This is a genomic window from Pedococcus sp. P2_D7 (assembly GCF_056404295.1).
Genome location: NZ_JBFUEH010000005.1, coordinates 129,241 through 148,221, shown reverse-complemented (window position 1 = coordinate 148,221; position 18,981 = coordinate 129,241). Strand labels below are relative to the sequence as shown.

Annotated in this window: 18 protein-coding genes; 3 read left to right on the top strand and 15 right to left on the bottom strand. The window is 71.1% G+C overall.

From position 1 onward, the window contains the following. Window positions 1–6 precede the first annotated feature (6 nt). Window positions 7–1,908, bottom strand: a complete 1,902-nt coding sequence (locus AC1DWJ_RS13125) for a bifunctional metallophosphatase/5'-nucleotidase (RefSeq protein WP_477620967.1) — start codon at window positions 1,906–1,908, stop codon at window positions 7–9. A gap of 139 nt (window positions 1,909–2,047) precedes the next feature. Then, entirely contained in the window at window positions 2,048–3,322 is a 1,275-nt protein-coding gene (locus AC1DWJ_RS13120) for a homogentisate 1,2-dioxygenase domain-containing protein (protein ID WP_477620966.1), read from the bottom strand. A 106-nt stretch (window positions 3,323–3,428) separates the two neighbouring features. Here AC1DWJ_RS13120 and AC1DWJ_RS13115 point away from each other — a divergent pair, with 106 nt between their 5' ends. Further along, window positions 3,429–4,283 (top strand): hypothetical protein, encoded by an 855-nt coding sequence (locus AC1DWJ_RS13115; RefSeq protein ID WP_477620965.1) that lies wholly within the window; start codon window positions 3,429–3,431, stop codon window positions 4,281–4,283. Between the two features lies 1 nt (window position 4,284). After that, entirely contained in the window at window positions 4,285–5,565 is a 1,281-nt protein-coding gene (gene fahA, locus AC1DWJ_RS13110) for a fumarylacetoacetase (RefSeq protein ID WP_477620964.1), read from the top strand. Between the two features lie 102 nt (window positions 5,566–5,667). Here the strand turns inward: fahA and AC1DWJ_RS13105 are convergent, their stop codons facing one another. Next, complete coding sequence (locus AC1DWJ_RS13105) at window positions 5,668–6,579, bottom strand: RDD family protein (RefSeq protein ID WP_477620963.1); 912 nt, start codon at window positions 6,577–6,579, stop codon at window positions 5,668–5,670. 150 nt (window positions 6,580–6,729) lie between these two features. Further along, a complete protein-coding gene (gene hppD / locus AC1DWJ_RS13100; protein WP_457252330.1) occupies window positions 6,730–7,950 on the bottom strand; it encodes a 4-hydroxyphenylpyruvate dioxygenase in 1,221 nt (406 codons plus the stop codon). A 108-nt stretch (window positions 7,951–8,058) separates the two neighbouring features. On the opposite strand from hppD, the gene AC1DWJ_RS13095 reads away from it, so the two are divergent. Continuing rightward, window positions 8,059–8,535, top strand: coding sequence for an Lrp/AsnC family transcriptional regulator (locus AC1DWJ_RS13095; protein ID WP_457252331.1), 477 nt, complete (start codon window positions 8,059–8,061; stop codon window positions 8,533–8,535). 32 nt (window positions 8,536–8,567) lie between these two features. On the opposite strand, the gene AC1DWJ_RS13090 is transcribed toward AC1DWJ_RS13095, so the two are convergent. From AC1DWJ_RS13090 to AC1DWJ_RS13040, 11 genes are all read right to left on the bottom strand, one after another. Next, window positions 8,568–8,777, bottom strand: coding sequence for a dodecin (locus tag AC1DWJ_RS13090; RefSeq protein WP_056923837.1), 210 nt, complete (start codon window positions 8,775–8,777; stop codon window positions 8,568–8,570). A gap of 85 nt (window positions 8,778–8,862) precedes the next feature. Continuing rightward, window positions 8,863–9,258 (bottom strand): hypothetical protein, encoded by a 396-nt coding sequence (locus AC1DWJ_RS13085; protein ID WP_477620962.1) that lies wholly within the window; start codon window positions 9,256–9,258, stop codon window positions 8,863–8,865. Between the two features lie 78 nt (window positions 9,259–9,336). Further along, complete coding sequence (locus tag AC1DWJ_RS13080) at window positions 9,337–11,088, bottom strand: DEAD/DEAH box helicase (RefSeq protein ID WP_477620961.1); 1,752 nt, start codon at window positions 11,086–11,088, stop codon at window positions 9,337–9,339. Between the two features lie 159 nt (window positions 11,089–11,247). Then, window positions 11,248–12,234: a zinc metalloprotease gene (locus tag AC1DWJ_RS13075; RefSeq protein ID WP_477620960.1), complete on the bottom strand. Its 987-nt coding sequence runs from the start codon at window positions 12,232–12,234 to the stop codon at window positions 11,248–11,250. A gap of 183 nt (window positions 12,235–12,417) precedes the next feature. Further along, window positions 12,418–12,729: a DUF3039 domain-containing protein gene (locus AC1DWJ_RS13070; protein ID WP_056923710.1), complete on the bottom strand. Its 312-nt coding sequence runs from the start codon at window positions 12,727–12,729 to the stop codon at window positions 12,418–12,420. Window positions 12,730–12,771: 42 nt separating this feature from the next. Beyond that, window positions 12,772–13,323 carry a YqgE/AlgH family protein gene (locus AC1DWJ_RS13065; protein WP_457252816.1) on the bottom strand — a complete coding sequence of 184 codons (552 nt, stop codon included), beginning with the start codon at window positions 13,321–13,323 and terminating at the stop codon, window positions 12,772–12,774. A 124-nt stretch (window positions 13,324–13,447) separates the two neighbouring features. Beyond that, window positions 13,448–15,676, bottom strand: coding sequence for a DEAD/DEAH box helicase (locus AC1DWJ_RS13060; RefSeq protein ID WP_477620959.1), 2,229 nt, complete (start codon window positions 15,674–15,676; stop codon window positions 13,448–13,450). A 214-nt stretch (window positions 15,677–15,890) separates the two neighbouring features. Next, window positions 15,891–16,271, bottom strand: coding sequence for a VanZ family protein (locus AC1DWJ_RS13055; protein WP_477620958.1), 381 nt, complete (start codon window positions 16,269–16,271; stop codon window positions 15,891–15,893). A 43-nt stretch (window positions 16,272–16,314) separates the two neighbouring features. Next, window positions 16,315–17,769 (bottom strand): NAD-dependent malic enzyme, encoded by a 1,455-nt coding sequence (locus AC1DWJ_RS13050; RefSeq protein ID WP_457252338.1) that lies wholly within the window; start codon window positions 17,767–17,769, stop codon window positions 16,315–16,317. Between the two features lie 17 nt (window positions 17,770–17,786). After that, on the bottom strand, window positions 17,787–18,239 hold the full coding sequence (locus AC1DWJ_RS13045; protein ID WP_457252339.1) for a hypothetical protein: 453 nt from the start codon (window positions 18,237–18,239) through the stop codon (window positions 17,787–17,789). Next, entirely contained in the window at window positions 18,239–18,958 is a 720-nt protein-coding gene (locus AC1DWJ_RS13040; protein ID WP_477620957.1) for a class I SAM-dependent methyltransferase, read from the bottom strand. Before AC1DWJ_RS13040 ends, AC1DWJ_RS13045 begins: the two co-directional genes overlap by 1 nt. Between the last annotated feature and the right edge of the window lie 23 nt (window positions 18,959–18,981).

Here is an 18,981-nt window from a genome sequence, read left to right as displayed (position 1 = left end):
CCTGACCTAGTGGCGGCCGCCCTCGGCGGCTCCCTCGACGACGACCGGCTGGCCGTTCGAGACGAGCTTCCAGTCGTAGGTCGTGAAGGTGGTCGGGTCGATCACGCCCTGCTCGGTGGTCCAGTCGATGAGCAGCTGCCGGATCTCGACCTGCGCGTTGTAGAGGACCGGCGCCGTGGTGACGCCCGGGAAGCCGCCACCACCGGACTGGCGGTAGTTGTTGATGGCGATGACGAACCCGGCCGACGGGTCGACGGGCTGGCCGGCATAGGTGAGGTTCGTGATCCGCTGTCCCGCCGGCTGGGCGATGTCGATGTCGTAGGCCAGCGAGGCGTCGAGGCCACCCATGATGTCGTAGTTGTAGTCGGGGATCGGGGTGCCGTCCACCGGCGGTCGCAGCGCGTTCGTGACCGAGTCCGGCGTGAACGGTCCGGTGCCGGTGACGGTCTTGAAGTAGGCCGCGGAGTACTCGAGGTAGGCCTTGACCTGCGCGCCAGTGAATCGGATGCCGAGGAGCGTGTTGTCGTAGATGTACAAGCCCGCGACGTCGCGGACGGTGACGTTGCCCGCCGGGATCGCGGCGTCCCGGTTGAAGGGCGCGGCGATCGACAGGACCGGCAGCGACTCGTCGGGGGTGCCGGCCAGGGCTGCCTTCACGGCGTCGGCCTGCACGTGGTTGATGAAGTCGATCGCCGCCGTGTCCTCGAACCGCGCGGTCGCCGCCGACATGGCCAGGGTGCAGGTGCCGATGACGGAGTTGACGTAGGTGCGCACCACCGCGTGGTCCTCACCGACGAGCTCGGCGACCTCCGGGTCCTCCGGGACGGTGTTCGCGTTGAGCAGCGTCGCCCCCGAGCTGGTCAGGTGCCAACGGCCCTTGGTGAACTCGAGGACGAAGTCCATGACGGACAGCCGCATCCCCCACTTGAGCGGCTCGGTCAGGAGGACCTTCTTGCCGGACGTGACCTTGCTGGGCACGAGCAGCTCGACGACCTCCTCGTGGGCATGTCCCACGAGCACCGCGTCGACGCCTGCGACCTCTTCCGCCAGCTGGCGGGAGGCGTTCTCCGGCACCGGCAGGGCGTCGCCGTACGACGAGCCGGGCTTGGACCCGGAGTGGCACGAGACGATCACCAGGTCGCACCCAGCCTGCTTCAGGCGCGGGACCATCACGGTGGCCTGCTCGACGATCCCCGGGAACTTCACGAGCCCCTCGACGTTGGCCTTGTCCCAGATGGCGACGCCGGGGGTGACCAGACCGAGGATGCCGACCTTGACCGGCTTGCTCCCCCTGACCTTGAAGGTGCGGATCACAAAGGGCTTGAAGATCGGGGCGCCGCTGGTCCAGTCGACCGAGTTGGCGCTGAGCAAGGGGAAGTCGCACTGCGACTCGAAGGTCCGCAGCGTGTCGAGCCCGTAGTTGAACTCGTGGTTGCCCAGGGCCGCAGCGTCGTAGCCGATCGCGTTCATCGCCTTGGCCATCGGGTGCTTCGAACCGCCCGTGATCGGGTCGACCTTGGCGTAGTAGTAGGCCAACGGGGTGCCCTGGATCGTGTCACCCGCGTCGAGCAGGAGGGTGTTCTGGGCGCCACGCTCGGCCCGGACGGCGCTGACCAGCGTGGCGATCTTGGCCAGCCCGATGTCGTTGTGTGTCGAGTCGTCGTACTCGACGTCCTTGAAGTAGTCCCAGTTCAGGGCGTTGCCGTGGGTGTCGGTGGTGCCCATCACGGTCAGCCGGAACGTGGGCGTCTTCGTCGTCGGTCGGCCTGCCTCAGGCACCGCGTCGGCCCTCGGGGCACTGGCGAAGAAGGCCGCTCCTGCGCCTCCGACCACCGCGAGCGCGAGCATCTCGCGACGGCTCTTCTCGTGCTGGACGAGGTCCTGAACGGCAGTGCGGGCAGACGTCACGATTGCCTCCAACGACAAGTGGCCGGGAGCGGGGGCGGTGTCCCGGGTGCGCGTGCCTCGTCGTCGTCGACGGGGCGGGTCTTTCAGCCTAACCCGGGCACGACATGACAGACCATGTCGAAGTGGCAAAGTCTGGCGGTCAGCCGATGCTGTAGTCGGACCCGTCCTTGGTGCGCCCGCGGCTCCACGACCAGGCGTACTTCCCGTCGTCGACGGCGCGGCCACCCTCGCCGAGCTCGAGCGGACGGAAGGTATCGACCATGACGGCCAGCTCGTCGAAGTACTCGACGCCGATCGACGCCTCGGACGCACCGGGCTGCGGCCCGTGGGCATGACCTCCCGGGTGCACGGAGATCGAGCCCTTGCCGATGCCCGAGCCCTTGCGCGCCTCGTAGTCGCCGTCGACGTAGAACATGATCTCGTCACTGTCGACGTTCGAGTGGTAGTAGGGCACCGGGATCGACAGCGGGTGGTAGTCGACCTTGCGCGGCACGAAGTTGCAGATGACGAAGTTCCAGCCCTCGAAGACCTGGTGCACCGGCGGGGGCTGGTGCACCCGCCCCGTGATCGGCTCGTAGTCCCGGACGTTGAACGCGTAGGGGTAGAGGCACCCGTCCCAGCCCACGACGTCGAGCGGGTGGAAGGGCAGGGTGTGCACCGTCCCGACGATCCCGCCACTACTCGATTGGCCGTTGCCACGGTGCTTGATGTAGACCTCGGTCTCGTCGCCCGCCTTCGCACCGACGTCCTCGGCCAGCAGCGGACCGGCCGGCGCGCGCAGGTCGCGCTCGCAGTAGGGCGCGTGCTCGAGCAGCTGGCCGTACTTGGACAGGTAGCGCTTGGGCGGCGCGATGTGGGAGTTGGCCTCGATGCAGTAGGCCCGCAGCGGCTCCGTGGTCGAGCGCTTCGGGATCCAGCGGTGCGTCGTCGCCCGCGGGATGACCAGGTAGTCGCCCTCGGCCACGTCGAAGGCCCCGAACACGGTCTCGACCCGCGCCTTTCCGCGCTCCACGTAGACGCACTCGTCGCCGATCCCGTTGCGGTACCACGGGCTGGGAGCCCCGGCCACGGCATACGAGATGCGCACGTCGCCGTTGCCGAGGACGAGGCGACGTCCGGTCACGACGTCGGTGTTCTTGACGTCCTTGGCCTCGAAGAGGTCGTGCAGCTTGAGGTGCCTGGGCATCAGCGGGTGGTTGGGCGTCGTCGACAGGTCGCCGATCGTCCACTCGCGTGCGCCGGCAACGGTCGAGGGGATGTTGCGGTGGTAGAGCAGCGAGGAGTCGGAGGAGAAGCCCTCCTCCCCCATCAGCTCCTCGTAGTAGAGCTCACCCTGCTTGCCCCGGCCGGCTGGCCGGCGGTGCTGGGTGTGCCGCTTCGGCGGGATGTTGCCCTGGTGCTGGTAGAACGCCATCGCTCACTCTCTCGTCCGGTTGGGCCGAGCATGGCACGACTGGCCGCCACCCCGACACCTCGGGCTGCCGGGAGCGCCGGCCGGAGTCGCGGGTAGCCTCACGGCCATGACATCGCTGTCGGAGGCCGCGGCCGACCGCCCGGCCGAGCCGGCCCTGTTCGCCGGCCTCGTCGACGACGCCGCCGTCTTCCCGCCGGGCAACGCACCACTCGCGGATGCCGTGCGGCTCCACCGCGTCCACCGCGCGAGCCGGTATGCCGCGTGCGTGGGTCCGCTCCTCGTCCCCGCCTCGGCTGCCCCCGACCTCGCCGGGCTGCTCGACGGGGAACCGCTGCGGGTCGGGGTCATCGGGCGGCCCGGCACGCCGGCCACCGACGTGGCCGACGCGGTGGCGCTCCTGCGACAGACCCCCGGCGTCGAGGTCACGGGGGTGGAGCTCGGCTGGACACCCGACTGGCGGGCCACGGACTTCGCCGGGCTCCCCCGCACCCTCGAGGTGCCGCGCGGCGCCCAGCAGGAGGCGGCCGTCGCCGACATCGCCGCCGATGCCTCCGATTCCGTTGTCCTGCAAGCAAAGTTCCGCACCGGCGCGACTGACACCTGGGCGTGGCCCGACGAGACAGAGCTCGCGACGTTCGTCCGCAACGCCATCGACCACGACCTCGGCTTCAAGCTGACCGGCGGACTGCACCACGTCGTCCGCGGCACCCACGACGGCCAGGAGCAGCACGGCCTGCTCAACGTCCTGGCGGCGGTCCGCTGGGCGCTCAACGGCGAGGAGGTCGGCGAGCTGGTGCCCCTCCTGGCCGAGCGCGACCCGGCCGCCCTCGTCCCCCAGATCACCCGCATGAGTGCCGCCGACGCGGCCATCGTGCGGGCCTTCTTCACGGCATACGGCTGCTGCGAGGTCACCGACCCGCTCGGCGAGCTGACCACCCTCGGCCTCATCCAAGGAGCCTGACGTGTCCTCCCCCTCGACGCCTGTCGCCACCACGGCGCCCGCCCAGACCTGGCTCGACCTGCCTGCCGACCACCCGTTCGGTGTCGCGCACCTGCCCTACGGCGTCTTCTCGACCGCGAAGACGGCACCACGGGTCGGGGTGCGGATCGGCGACTGGGTGCTCGACGCCAGCGAGGTCGCGCGGATCGGCCGGGACGCCTACGGCGTCGGCGAGGGCCCCGACCTCACCGCGGCGTGGGAACGGCCCAGCCTCAACGCGTTCCTCGACCTGGGCCACCGGGCCTGGGCGGTCGCGCGCGCGTGGCTGGTCGAGATCCTCACCGACGACGTCCACGAGGAGGGGGTGCGACCCCACCTGGTGCCGCTCGCCGACGTCATCCTGCACCTGCCGATCGAGGTGGCCGACTACGTCGACTTCTACGCGAGCGAGCACCACGCCACCAACGTCGGGCGCATCTTCCGCCCCGACTCCGAGCCGCTCACCCCCAACTGGAAGCACCTGCCGATCGGCTACCACGGTCGCTCCGGGACGGTCGTCGTGTCGGGGACCGACCTCGTGCGGCCCCAGGGGCAGCGCAAGGCACCGAGCGACCCGGCGCCGACCTTCGGACCGAGCCGCAAGCTCGACATCGAGGCCGAGCTGGGCTTCGTCGTGGGCGGCGGCACCGTCCTCGGCGAGCCGGTCGACGTCGGCCTCGCCGCCGAGCAGCACCTCTTCGGAGTCGTCCTGCTCAACGACTGGAGCGCCCGCGACCTCCAGGCGTGGGAGTACGTGCCACTGGGGCCGTTCCTCGGCAAGTCCTTCGGCACGTCGATCAGCGCCTGGGTCACGCCGATGGCCGCCCTGACGTCGGCCCGGGTGCCGCTGCCCGGCCAGGACCCCGAGCCGCTCCCCTACCTGCGTGGGGGAGCCGACGCGGTGTTCGGGCTCGACCTGCACCTCGAGGTGGAGTGGAACGGCACCGTCGTCGCCCGACCCGAGTCCCGCGACCTGTACTGGTCGCCGGCCCAGATGCTGGCGCACCTGTCGGTCAACGGCGCGTCGATCCGCAGCGGCGACCTCTTCGGCTCGGGCACCATCTCCGGCGCCGCGAAGGACACCCGCGGCAGCTTCCTCGAGCTCTCCTGGAACGGCACCGAGCCGGTGCAGCTCGCGGACGACAGCGAGCGCACCTTCCTCGAGGACGGCGACACGGTCGTGCTGCGGGCGTGGGCGACCGGCACCGACGGTGCCCGCCTGGAGCTGGCCGAGGTCAGCGGCACGATCCTTCCCGCGCGCTGACCCGCGGCACGGGTCCGCGCCGGGCCCCCACGGCGTCGCCACCCCATGCAAAAGGCGAGTTAGCGCCGCGTGGTTGCGGCGCTAACTCGCCTTTTGCATGAGTCAGCGTCGGGGCTGTTTGCCCACCACGACGTTGGTCCGGGCGAGCTTGTCGTGCAGGGCCTGCTTGCGCTCGTCCCAGGCCGGCCACAGGAGGTCGACCAGGGCCGCGAGCGAGAACAGGTTGCCGACCAACGGGATGTTGCCCAGCAGGCTGAGCCCGGCCTGGAGTGAGGTGCGCTTGGCCGCATCCGCGACGGACAGGACGCCGGGCCGGTCGCGCAGCCGCACGCTGATGCCGACCGCCGCCTTGCCGGGCGTGGCGCCGGTGCGGCTGAGGAAGAACACGGCATACGCGAAGGTGACGACGGCGGCGATGAGGCCGAACGCGAGGATGTAGCCGAAGTTGACGTTGTCGGCCGTGATCCGGTCGAAGGCGCCCGGGTCCCCGGAGTCCATCGCCGTGGTCAGCTCGTCCCACACGGGCTCGAAGCCCTTGAACAGGAACCAGCCACCGAGCACCAGCATCAGCACGAACTGGATGATGCCGTCGATGATGAACGCGCCGACGCGCTGCCAGTAGCTCGCCAGCGGCTGGCCGTCGGGCGTGGTCGCCACGCGCTGCGCGCCGCCGTAGGTCGGGGCGTTCCAGCCACCCTGCTGCGCGCCGGGGAACTGCGGGTGCTGCTGACCGGGCTGGGGCGGGGGTGGGGCCTGCCAGCCACCGGCCGCGGGCGGCTGCCCCTGCACCTGACCCACCTGCGCTCCCGGCTGCGCCTGGGGCCCACCCTGGCCCGGGTACTGCGGCGGGTGGCCCTGACCCGGGAACTGCTGCTGGCCGGGCTGCGCCGCCCCTGAGGCGGGCCTCGTCGAGCGGGGCGTCGTGTGCTTGCTCCAGACCACGCCGTCGAAGTACCGCAGCTGGGTGTCGTCCTCGGGGTCGTCGTACCAGCCGGGAGTCGTGGGCGTGCTCATGCCGCAAGCCTCTCACGCGCTGAGGAGGGTTTCTCCCACGACCGGTCCGCGGCCTTGCCACCACCACGACGAGGGCGGGTATGCCGGGTGGTGACCACCCGGCATACCCGCCCTGTCGTGCGGTGCGGCGTCGCGCCGCAGGCCTCAGGCTCAGAGGTTGCCGCGGGCGTCCTGCTCACGCTCGATGGCCTCGAACAGCGCCTTGAAGTTGCCCTTGCCGAAGCCGAGGGAGCCGTGCCGCTCGATGATCTCGAAGAACACCGTCGGGCGGTCGCCGAGGGGCTTGGTGAAGATCTGCAGGAGGTAGCCGTCCTCGTCACGGTCGACCAGGATCTTGCGCTTCTGCAGCTCCTCGATCGGGGCCCGCACCTCGCCGATGCGGGCGCGCAGCTCGTCGTCCTCGTAGTAGGAGTCGGGGGTGTCGAGGAACTCCACGCCGTTGGCGCGCAGCTCGTCGACGGTGCGCAGGATGTCGTTGGTGGCCAGCGCGAGGTGCTGGGCGCCCGGGCCGTTGTAGAACTCGAGGTACTCGTCGATCTGGCTCTTGCGCTTGGCGATAGCAGGCTCGTTGAGCGGGAACTTGACCCGGTGGTTGCCGTTCGCGACGACCTTGGACATCAGCGCGGAGTAGTCGGTGGCGATGTCGTCGCCGACGAACTCGGCCATGTTCACAAAGCCCATGACCTTGTTGTAGAAGGTCACCCACTCGTCCATCTTGCCGAGCTCGACGTTGCCGACGATGTGGTCGAGGGCCTGGAAGAGGCGCTTGGGGGCACCCTCTCGCTTGACCCAGGTGGACGTCCTCGCGACGTAGCCCGGCAGGTAGGGGCCGTCGTAGCGCGAGCGGTCGACGAGGGTGTGGACCGTCTCTCCGTAGGTCGCGATCGAGGCGATCCGCACCGTGCCGTGCTCGTCGGTGACGTCCTCGGCCTCACGGACCACGCGGGCGCCGGCGCGCTTGGCCTGGGCCACACACTTGTCGACGTCGGGCACCTCGAGCGAGATGTCGACGACGCCGTCGCCGTGCTTGGCGTGGTGGGCGATGAGCGGGCTGTCGGGGCTGACCGCGCCGTTGATGACGAAGCGGATCGAGCCCGACTTCAGGACGAACGACTTGTGGTCGCGCTGGCCGTTCTCGGGGCCGCTGTAGGCGACGAGCTCCATGCCCCACGCGGACTGGTAGTAGTGCGCGGTCTGGCTCGCGTTGCCGACGACGAAGACGATCGAGTCCCAGCCGGTGACCGGGAACGGGTCCTTGCTCTCGTCGTACTCGACGAGGCCGACGAGCTGCTTGAGCTGCTCGAGGTCGAGGTTGGCCTCGCGCTCCTGCGGCGTCAGGTCCAGGGCGGTGTCCGTGGCGTGAGTGGTCATGCGTGCAGGGTGCCGGGCCCGGGCCGTGGTGTGCAACCGTGGCCTGATGGGCTGCACACTCTGCGCAGACTGTTGGTCATACCCGGCCCAACAGTGGACAATGTGCCCATGAACCTAGACGAGCTCGATGGCCGGCTGATCACCCTGTTCAGCGAGCAGCCGCAGATCGGGGTGCTCGGCGCCTCGCGCCAGCTCGGCGTGGCCCGCGGCACGGTGCAGGCCCGGCTCGACCGGCTGGTGCAGCACGGGGTGATCCGGTCGTGGGCGCCGCAGATCGACGCCGCGGCGATGGGCTACCCCGTGTCGGCGTTCTGCACCCTGGAGATCCGCCAGGGGCGCGGCCACACCCCCGTCGTCGACCACCTCTCCGGCATCCCCGAGGTGCTGGAGGCGCACACCATCACCGGCTCGGGTGACCTGTTCATCCACATCGTCGCGCGCGACAACGCCGACCTCCAGCGGGTCATCGACGCGGTGGTCGACGACGAGCACGTGATCCGCGCGAACACGGCGATCTCGCTGGCCACCCGCATCCCGCTGCGCACCCTCCCCCTGGTCCGCGCCGCCTCGACGGCTCGGGCCTGACTGCTCAGTCGTCGAGGCGGAAGCCGAACTGCTCAGTCGTCGAGGCGGAAGCCGAGCTTGACGGTCACCTGCCAGTGCGCGACTGCTCCGTCGGCGATCTGTCCACGGACGCTCTGTACCTCGAACCAGTCGAGGTTGCGCACCGTCTTGGCAGCCTGGGTGACGGCGTTGCCGACGGCCGCCTCGATGCCGTCGGGCGAGGTGCCGACGACCTCGGAGATGGAGTACACGTGGTTGGCCATGGCCTGCTCCGTCCTCGGCGGCCGGGCGGCGCCGTTGCCGTCACGCTAGTCCCGTGCGCGAGACCCGGCCAGACGGCGACCCTGCCTAGACCGCCGCGAACGCGTCGGGGTCGGTGCTCAACCGCGCGCGGAACGCGTTGTCGAGGGCGGCGTCGTCCTCGATGGCCGCGTCGTAGTGGTCATCCGACGACAGGTCGAGCGCGCTCGCCCGGTCGGGGTCGTCGAGGGCGCCCTCGGCGATCGCGCGCCGCACCGCGGCGATGGCCTCGGAGGCAGCCGGCACGTGCAGCCAGCGGTAGCCGGCCTCAGCGGCATCCAGCTCCTCGTCGGTCATGCTCTGGACCGCGTCGAGGACACCGTCCGCCATCGCCGAGCTGTGCAGTCGCAGCGCAGCGGCGAGCGCCTTGTCCCCCTCGCCAGGGGTCGAGCCGCCGGCCTCCAGTGCAGCGCGGTTCCAGATGGTGTCAGCCAGCTCGTCCATGACCGCAGCATGTCACCTGTTCCCGCCGACGTCCCGCAGAACACCCGCTCCTGGACGTCGCGTCGAAGCCGGGACCGGTCAGCGGCGGCCGACGAACCAGGCCCGGATCTTCTCGACCCGTGCGACGACCTGCTCCGAGGTGGCCTCGTCGAGAGCAGGGCCACCACAGGCCCGGCGCAGCTCGTGGTGGACCACCCCGTGCGGGGTGCCCTTCTTGCGGGCGTAGGCCGCGACCAGCTTGTTGAGCTCCTGGCGCTGGGCCGCGAGCGCCCGGTGCGCCGACACCGGCGCCTCCACCTTGCGCGGGCGGCGGGTGCTCTGGGCGGTCTGCCGCTCCTGGAGCAGCACCGCCATCTGGTCCGGCTCGAGCAGCCCCGGCAGACCGAGGTACTCCTGCTCCTCCTCCGACCCGGTGACCGCGTTGAGCCCGAACTGCTTCGCGTCGAACAGCACGTGGTCGAACTCGGCGTCGGACTCCAGCGCCTCGAAGGCCATCTGGTCGACGTCCGGGGTGCGCGCCGTGCGGTTGGCGGCGTCGACGAGGGCGTCCTCCTCGGCCCACATCGAGGCAGCACTGTCGTCCTTGGCCACCCGGTCGAGGGCGTGGTCGCGCTCGTCCTCGAGCCGGGCCGCGTGCTCGAGGATGACCGGCACCGACGGCAGGAAGACCGAGGCGGTCTCGCCGCGACGGCGCGCGCGCACGAAGCGCCCCACCGCCTGGGCGAAGAACAGCGGCGTCGAGGTCGAGGTGGCGTAGACGCCGACGCAGAGCCGGGGCACGTCGACCCCCTCGGAGACCATCCGCACCGCGACCATCCACCGCGACTCGCTCGAGGCGTACTGCTCGATCCGGGCCGACGAGCCGGCATCGTCGGAGAGCACCAGCGTGGGGCTCTCCCCGGTGATGGACTCGAGGATCTTGGCGTAGGCGCGGGCCGCCGTCTGGTTGGAGGCGATCACGAGGCCCCCGGCATCGGGCACGCCCCGACGGACCTCGGTCAGGCGCTTGTCCGCCGCGGCGAGCACCGACGGGACCCACTCGCCCTTGGGGTCCAGCGCGGTCCGCCAGGCCTGCGCCATGGAGTCCTTGGTCAGCATCTCCCCGAGGCGGGCCGAGATCTCGTCGCCGGCCTTGGTGCGCCACCTCATGGCGCCTCCGTAGGCGAGGAAGAGCACCGGTCGGACGACCCCGTCACGCAACGCCTCGGCATACCCGTAGGTGTAGTCGGCCGACGAGCGGCGGATGCCGTCGGCATCCTCCGCGTAGGTGACGAACGGGATGGGTGAGGTATCGGAGCGGAACGGGGTGCCGGTGAGCGCGAGCCGGCGGGTGGCGGGCTCGAACGCCTCACGGATCGCGTCGCCCCACGACAGGGCGTCGCCGCCGTGGTGGATCTCGTCGAGGATCACCAGGGTCGGCGTCGCCTCGGTGCGCGTGCGGTGCAGCGCGGGCTTGCTCGCCACCTGCGCGTAGGTCAGCGCCACGCCGTCGTACTCGCTGGAGTGCCGGGCCGAGGAGTTGGAGAACCGCGGGTCGATGTGGATGCCGACCCGCGCGGCCGCCTCGGCCCACTGGGTCTTGAGGTGCTCGGTGGGCGCGACGATCGTCACGGCCGAGATGGTGCCGCGGCCGAGCAGCTCGGTGGCCAGGCGCAGGGCATAGGTCGTCTTGCCGGCGCCTGGGGTCGCGACCGCGAGGAAGTCCCGTGGGTCAGCGCGCAGGTATGCCGTGAGCGCAGCCTGCTGCCAGGCGCGCAGCTTGTCGGCCGTACCCCACGCCGCCCGCTCCGGGAAGGCTGGTGACAGGTGCGAAGCGGCTGCGGTACTCATGGGACCGGCCACGTTATCCGTTGTCGCAAAACGACATGCCGAGGCCCCGGCGTCTCCGCCGGGGCCTCGGTGGTGTGCTAGGCCGTGGGGGTCACGTCCAGGGCACGGGTGGGCTGCTCAGCCGCGGGAGGTCAGCCGCGGGAGGTCAGCCGCGGGAGGTCAGCCGCGGTAGGTCAGCCACTGGTTCTGCATGCGGGTGGTCTGACCAGGCGTGAAGGTGTTCATGCACGCGTCGTCCGTGTAGTCCATGAAGTTCTTGATCGGGTCCAGGCCGGTGGCCGCGCAGGTGTCACGACCGGTGGGGCACCCGAACGCCGGGGAGGCCTCGGCCGGGGTGTCGCTCACGGAGTCGCCGCCCGAGCAGCCACCCTGGAACGTGTGGTAGAGCCCGACCCAGTGGCCGACCTCGTGGGTCGCCGTGTCGCCCTGGTTGTACGGCGCGAGGCTGCCGCCGGGGATGCTGCGGTAGTCGAGCACCACACCGTCGAGGGTGGTGTTGTTCGTGGACGGGAACTGCGCGTAGCCCAGCGTGCCGTCGGAGAACGTCGTCGAGTAGATGTTCAGCGCGGCCTTGGTGCCCTTGTGGAGGGCCGTCTTCATCGCCTTGGCGTCACTCGGCTCCTGGCCGCTGGCGGGGAAGGCGATGCTGTACCAGTCGCTGTTCGTCGTGGTCTCCGTGCCGGCGAGGGTGAACGAGAAGCTCGACGAGGCATAGGCGTTGTTGAGGACGTTCAGCTGGCTCTGGATCTGCGTCGTCGTGAGCTTGCCGCTCGTGCCATTGGTGATCACGTGCCAGTAGACGCTGACCGTGGTCGCGGCGAAGGCGGGCGTGGTCGGCCCCGGCTTCCTGGTGCTGGTGTGGCCCAGCTTGCCGCTGGCGGTGGGCGCCAGGCCCTTGGCGGCAGCGGCGCTGCGGTAGGCGGCCTCCATGCGGTCGACCTGGGCCTGGCTGAACTCGTGCGGGTCGACGCGGTTGCCACCCTTGGCGGAGCGCGCGGTGTTGACGGCGTCGGTGTGGATAGCGCAGTCCGCAGCCACCGTGGCCTCCCCGGCCATCGGCTGGGCGACGGCGCTGCCCTGGCCGAGTCCGAGGGCGACGGCTCCCAGCATGAGGGAGGAGAGTGCGATTCGAGAGCGAAGCTTCATGGGCGTCCTTTCGAGGTGCCTCCCTCCGGGTTCGGTGGGTGGCTCGACCTCGCACGCTAGGAGCCCGATGCCCTGTCCCCGGGTCAGGGGAGGCAGGCGCAGGTAAAGACTCGTTCAGGCTTTCGGTGGGTGGGAACCCCTGTGCCGCGGCGGACGTCGGTGACCCCCACCTGCCGACTCAGGTCACTCGCCGCCGTCCTGCGGCGCCCGCAGACCTTCGTAGATCTCCTTGCACGTGGGGCAGACCGGGAACTTCTTCGGGTCGCGTCCGGGCACCCACACCTTGCCGCAGAGCGCGACGACCGGGTCTCCGGACAGGGCGCTCTCGAGGATCTTCTCCTTGCGCACGTAGTGCGAGAACCGCTCGTGGTCGCCCGGCTCCTGCAGCTGCTCCTCGACCTGCTCGCGCTCGAGCACGGCGGTCGTCGTGGAGGGCTGGGAGGGCTGGGCCTCGGGGGCCAGCGGGTCGTCCAGGGGGATCTGGGGCTCGCTCATCCAGCGATTGTATGCCGCGTGCCCGGCGCCGTTTCCAGGCGCTCAGTTCATCTCGGGGTCGGTCGGGAAGGTCGCCACGAAGGCGAGGTGGTCGCGCTGGCGCCGCAGCACCCGGGCCCACAGCTGCTCCGGGTCGGCGTCGAACGCGTCGCGCCCCTCGGACTCCACGACGTACCAGCTCCCCGCACGCACCTCGTCCTCGAGCTGCCCCGACGACCACCCGGCATACCCGGCGAAGATCCGCAGGCCGGCCACCTCGGGGACCACGATCGCGGGTGGGGTGTCGAGGTCGACGAGACCGAGCCCCCTGAACAGCCGCTTCACCCCGAGCGGCTCGACGTCGCCCGGGACCGTGACCAGACCGAGGGCACTGTCGAGACCGACCGGGCCCCCCTCGAAGAGCACCGACGGTGCGGTCGCGTGGGCCTGCCAGTCCGGCAGCACCGCATCGACGCGGGCATCCATCGGACGGTTGAGCACGACACCCTGGGCGCCCTCGTCGTCGTGGTGGAGGATCAGGACGACACTGCGGCAGAACACGCCCTCCTCGATCTGGGGGGTCGCGACGAGCAGGCTGCCCGACAGGTCCGTCATCTCCACGGGTCCATTCTGCCTGCCGACGCCAGAGCCCCGGTCGCGGGGACCGGGGCTCTGGCCGTTCAGATGATGCGTCGTTCGGGTGGTGCGTCGTTCAGGTGCTGCGCGTTCGGGAGACCGATCAGCCGCGGGCAGCGCGCGAGTAGCTGCCGCGCTCGCCCCGCGAGCCGCCGGAACGGTCGTCACGGTAGGAGCGGTTGCCACCCTGGCGCGGACCACGGGGGCCACCGCCACGGGGACCACCGGACGGGCGACCGCCGCTGCGCTTCGGGCCCTCGAGCACCCGACGGACCTGGTCCTCGGGGACCGGGATGCCGCTGGGGGTGACGGCGCCGGTCGCCGCGAGGCGGTCGTCGCCGGGGACGGCCTTGGTCGGCATCGCGTCGATGCCGGCCTCGCGGGCCATCCGCTCCATGGTGCGCCGCTGGTGCGGGAGCGCCAGGGTCACGACCGTGCCCTTGTCGCCGGCGCGGGCCGTGCGGCCCGAGCGGTGCAGGTAGTCCTTGTGGTCGGCCGGCGGGTCGACCTGGAGGACGACCGAGACGTCGTCGACGTGGATGCCGCGGGCGGCGACGTCGGTGGCCACCAGGACCGGCAGGCTGCCGTCCCGGAAGGCCCCGAGGACACGGTTGCGCGCGCCCTGGTTCAAGCCACCGTGCAGCGCGGCAGCGAAGACGCCCTGCTCGCGCAGCTGGAGGGCCACGCGGTCGGCGCCGAGCTTGGTCCGCACGAAGACGACGGTGCGGCCCGCCCGGTTGGCGACCTCGGCGGTGATCGTCTTCTTGTGCATCGGGTCGATGAGCAGCACGTGGTGCTCCATCGTGGTGACCGAGGCCTTGGCGTCGTCGGTGGAGTGCGTCTTGGGGTCGGTGAGGTAGCCCTCGACGAGCTTGTCGACGCCCTTGTCCAGGGTGGCCGAGAACAGCATCCGCTGGCCACCGGCAGGCATCTGGTCGAGGATCGCGGTGACCTCGGGCATGAAGCCCATGTCAGCCATGTGGTCGGCCTCGTCGAGGACGGCGATCTGGATGTCGCGCAGCTGCACGGCGTCCCGCTCGATGAGGTCCTTGAGGCGACCCGGCGTGGCGATGAGCAGGTCGACGCCACGGTTCAGCGCGCTGATCTGCGTCGTGTAGGACAGGCCACCGGCGACGAGCTTGTGCTTCAGGCCGAGGACGTGCACGAGGGGCTCGAGCGCGTCGGACACCTGCATGGCGAGCTCGCGGGTCGGGACCAGCACGAGGGCACGGGGACGGCGCGGACGGGCCCGCTCGCCGTCGGCGAGACGGGACAGCATCGGCAGCCCGAAGGCCAGCGTCTTGCCGGAGCCGGTCTGGCCACGGCCGAGGATGTCCTTGCCGGCCAGCGCGTCCGGGATGGTCGCGGACTGGATCGGGAACGGCGTGGTGATGCCGTCACGGGCGAGCCGCTCGACGAGGCGCTCGGTCAGGCCCAGGCCGGCGAAGCCGTTGTCGGAGTCCACGGTGACGGGACCGTCGACGGTCTTGCGGGTGGCCTTGACCCAGGTGTCGGCCTCCATGCGCTCGGCCTCGGGGTCGACCTGGCTGTCGAAGCCACGGGCCGGACGGTCGCTGCGGTCGAAGCTGCGGGCCGGACGGTCGCTGCGGTCGAAGCTGCGGGCCGGACGGTCCGTGCGGTCGAAGCTGCGCGCGGGGCGCTCGCTGCGGTCGGTGCTGCGGGCGGGGCGCTCGCTGCGGTCGAAGCTGCGGGCGGGGCGGTCGGTGCTGCGGGCCGGACGGTCGTCACGGTTGTAGCTGGTCACAGGGCGGTCCTCACGGTTGTACTGACGGGGACCACGGCTCTCACGACGGTCACTGGCATCACGGTCATTGCGACGAGCCGGGCGGTCGTCACGGGTGGAGTCGCGGCGCTGGGGCCGGTCGTCACGGTTGAAGGTGCGAGCCGGACGGTCGTCACGGTCGAAGCTGCGGGCGGGGCGGTCGCTGCGGTCGTAGCTGCGCGGCGCACGGTCGTCACGGCTGAACGAGCGGGCCGGACGGTCGCTGCGGTCGAAGCTGCGCGGCGCACGGTCGTCACGGCTGAACGAGCGGGCCGGACGGTCGCTGCGGTCGAAGCTGCGCGGGGCACGGTCGTCACGGCTGAACGAGCGGGCCGGACGGTCACTGCGGTCGTAGCTGCGGGCCGGACGGTCCGAGCGCTCGGGGCGACGGTCACCGTCGCGAGCCGGCCGCGCGGCATACGCGGTGCCACCGGTGGGTGCGGAGGACTGGCCGCGGTGGGCCTTCTTGGGGCCCTTCTTCGCGGCAGCCTTCTGGTCTGGGGTCCAACGGGCTTTTTTGGGCGCGCCGGATCGCAGGTTCTTGGGCACAGATGTTCAACTCACTTCAGGTACTCGAGGTAGACACGTCTCGAGCCACCTGGCGAGGGCAACGAAGAAGACGAGCCTCAGGCCGCGAGGGCCCGTTGGACCGGATCAACAGTTGTCATCCGGTGGTCTGCAGTCGGAGTAGGGAATGCGTCTGTGGCGCCTGTGCCACCTGATGGCGCTGCCGAGCGCCGCCGAACTGAGCCCGAGCAGTCTATCAGCGCCGCAGCGCCCTCCCGACCACGACGGACGTGACCCCCAGCACCACGCCGGAGAGGTCCGCCACGGCGTCCCAGGCATCGCCCGACCGGTGCGGGAGCAGGTAGTGCTGGAGCAGCTCGCTGACCGGGGCGTGCAGGGCCAGCAGCGCGACGAGGTATGCCGGGCGCACGCCGGCGAGCAGGCCCGCCACCGTGGGCGCGAGGAAGAGCAGGACGTGGGCGACCTTGTCGCTCCACGTGACCGGGCCCTGGATGTCGACCCGTGGCCAGTAGAGCGCGGCGAGGTGGGCGACGAGCAGCACCGCAAAGACCACCGCGGCGGTCCGGTGCGGTGGGCCGACGACCACGGTCGCCTCTCCCGGGTCGGCACTGAGCACGGCGCGGGTCGAGCCCGTGGCAGTCTGGTCGCCGGGCGACGAGCTAGCCAATGAACTCGGGCTCTTCGGCCATCCGACGCGTGGGGACCTGCTCCGGCGTCGTGCCGAGCACCGCCGCCTTGACCGCGGCCGCGACCACCTTCGACACGTCGGGGTGGAACACGCTGGGGATGATGTAGGCGGCGTTGAGCTCCTCCGGGTGGACGACCTCCGAGAGTGCCTTGGCGGCGGCGAGCATGACGTCCTCGTCGATCGAGGTCGAGGCCGCGTCGAGCAGACCGCGGAAGACGCCCGGGAAGACCAGCACGTTGTTGATCTGGTTCGCGAAGTCGGAGCGACCCGTGGCCACGACGGCTGCGTACTGGGCCGCGGCGATCGGGTCGACCTCGGGCTCGGGGTTGGCCATGGCGAAGACGATCGCGCCCTCGTTCATGGTCGCGATGTCGTCACCGGTGAGGATGCCCGGGGCCGAGACCCCGACGAACACGTCGGCGCCCGCGATCGCCTCCTTGAGGGTGCCGGTGACACCGCGGTGGTTGGTGTGCTCGGCCGACCAGGCCAGTGCCGGGTGCTCCCCTGAGGCGATGTCGTCGCGATCACGGTGCAGCACGCCGAACTGGTCGGCCACGACCACGTCGGTGGCGCCGGCCTTGAGCAGCAGCTTGAGGATCGCCGTGCCTGCCGCGCCCGCTCCGGACATGACCACGCGGCATTCGCTCAGCTCCTTGCCGACCACCCGCAGCGCGTTGCGCAGGGCGGCGAGGGTGACGATGGCCGTGCCGTGCTGGTCGTCGTGGAAGACGGGGATGTCGAGCTCGTCACGCAGCCGCCGCTCGATCTCGAAGCACCGGGGAGCCGAGATGTCCTCGAGGTTGATGCCGGCGAAGACCGGGCTGATCGCCTTGACGGCGCGGATGATCTCCTCGGTGTCCTGGGTGTCGAGGCAGATCGGGAACGCGTCGATGTCGGCGAACCGCTTGAAGAGGGCAGCCTTGCCCTCCATCACCGGCAGCGCCGCCAGGGGGCCGATGTTGCCCAGCCCGAGGACCGCCGAGCCGTCCGTCACCACGGCCACCGTGTTGCGCTTGATGGTGAGCCGCCGGGCGTCGGCGGGGTTCTCCGCGATGGCCATGCAGACCCGGGCGACCCCCGGGGTGTAGATGAGGGACAGGTCGTCGCGGTTGCGGATCGGCACCTTCGACTCGATCTTGAGCTTGCCGCCCAGGTGCGCGAGGAAGGTGCGGTCGGACACCTTGCCGATCTCGACGCCGTGCACGCCGCGCATCGCCGCGACGAGCTCGTCGGCATGATCGGTGTCGCGAGCCGCGGCGGTCACGTCGACGCGGAGCCGGTCGGAACCCGACGCGGTCACGTCGAGCCCGGTGACCAGGCCGCCCCCCTTCTCGATGACCCCGGTGAGCTCGGAGACCGCGGTGGCGCGGGCCGGGAGCGTCAGCCGGACGGTGATGGAGTTGGACACGGAGGGGGCTGCGGTCATGTCCGGCATTCTCCCGATTACCGCGCGGTATGCCGAACCGGGTCCACGACGGGACTCCCCGGCCGAGCCCTCGCCAGCCGGCGGTCGACGAGGTCCTGCCCGCTCACGGCCAGCCAGCCGCACACGGCGGCCAGCGGGAGCTCGACCAGCACCGCCATCGCCAGCGCGACCCACCGCTCCCCGTGCGTGGGCGCGGTGACCACGTCGAACCACGCGTCGGCGGCGAGCAGCGCGGCACTGGCCCCCGCCACCGCTGCGAGCCACCGCCGTCGCCGCACCGCGGCCCAACCGGTCAGGGCGAGCATCACCAGGAGGGCCAGGTCGAAGCCACCCCACGCCAGGTCGAAGTGCGCGGCGGGCGCGGTGCGCGGCAGCACGACGAACAAGTATGCCGTCCACGGCACCATGAGGGCGGCCAGTGCGGCGAGCGTCCAGCCCGCCACCGTCACGCGTCGCGCCCGCGCGCGCATCAGGGCGTCGCCGCCCGCGCCACGGCGCGCAGCAGGTAGCGCTCGTGCTCGATGTCCTTGCCCCAGAACACCGAGTCGGTCAGCTGCACGACGGTGCACTCCCCCACCAGCTCGGCCACGACGGCTGCCAGCTCCTCCGACGGCACCCCGGCGCTCCAGGGCAGGGCCGGCTTGTCAGCCGCCGCCTCGAGCCCCCAACGCCCCTCCACCAGCACCATCCGGCCACCCGGGCGCAGCAGGGCGGCCCAGCGACGCAGCGCCTCGGTCGGGTCAGGCAGCGTCCAGAGGATGTGCCGCGCGAAGACCACGTCGACGGACCCTGGCTCGAAGGGCGGGTCGCCCGCATCGCCCTGCTCGACCTCGATCGCGGCACCGAACGGCGCGGCCTTCGCCTGCGCCCGGCGCACCATCTCGGCCGACAGGTCGACCCCGCGGACCTGGTGACCCAGCTCGGCCATCAGCGCGCTCATGGTGCCCGTGCCACAGGCGAGGTCGGCCACCAGCGAGGGGGTCGTGGGCAACCAGGTGCGCAGCAGGTCCTTCCACGCCGACCGGATGTCGGAGTCGAGCAGGCCGTGGTCGGGGTAGCTGTCGTACTCCGCCGCGAAGTCGTCCCAGTAGCGGCGGATCTCCTCGGTGGTCGTGCCGTCGGCGCTCGTGCCGTCCGCGCTCGGCTGGGCGGCGGTGACCGCTCCGGTGCTGGTCTGTTCGGTGCTCATCTGCTCCACCCTAGGCTGGTCCC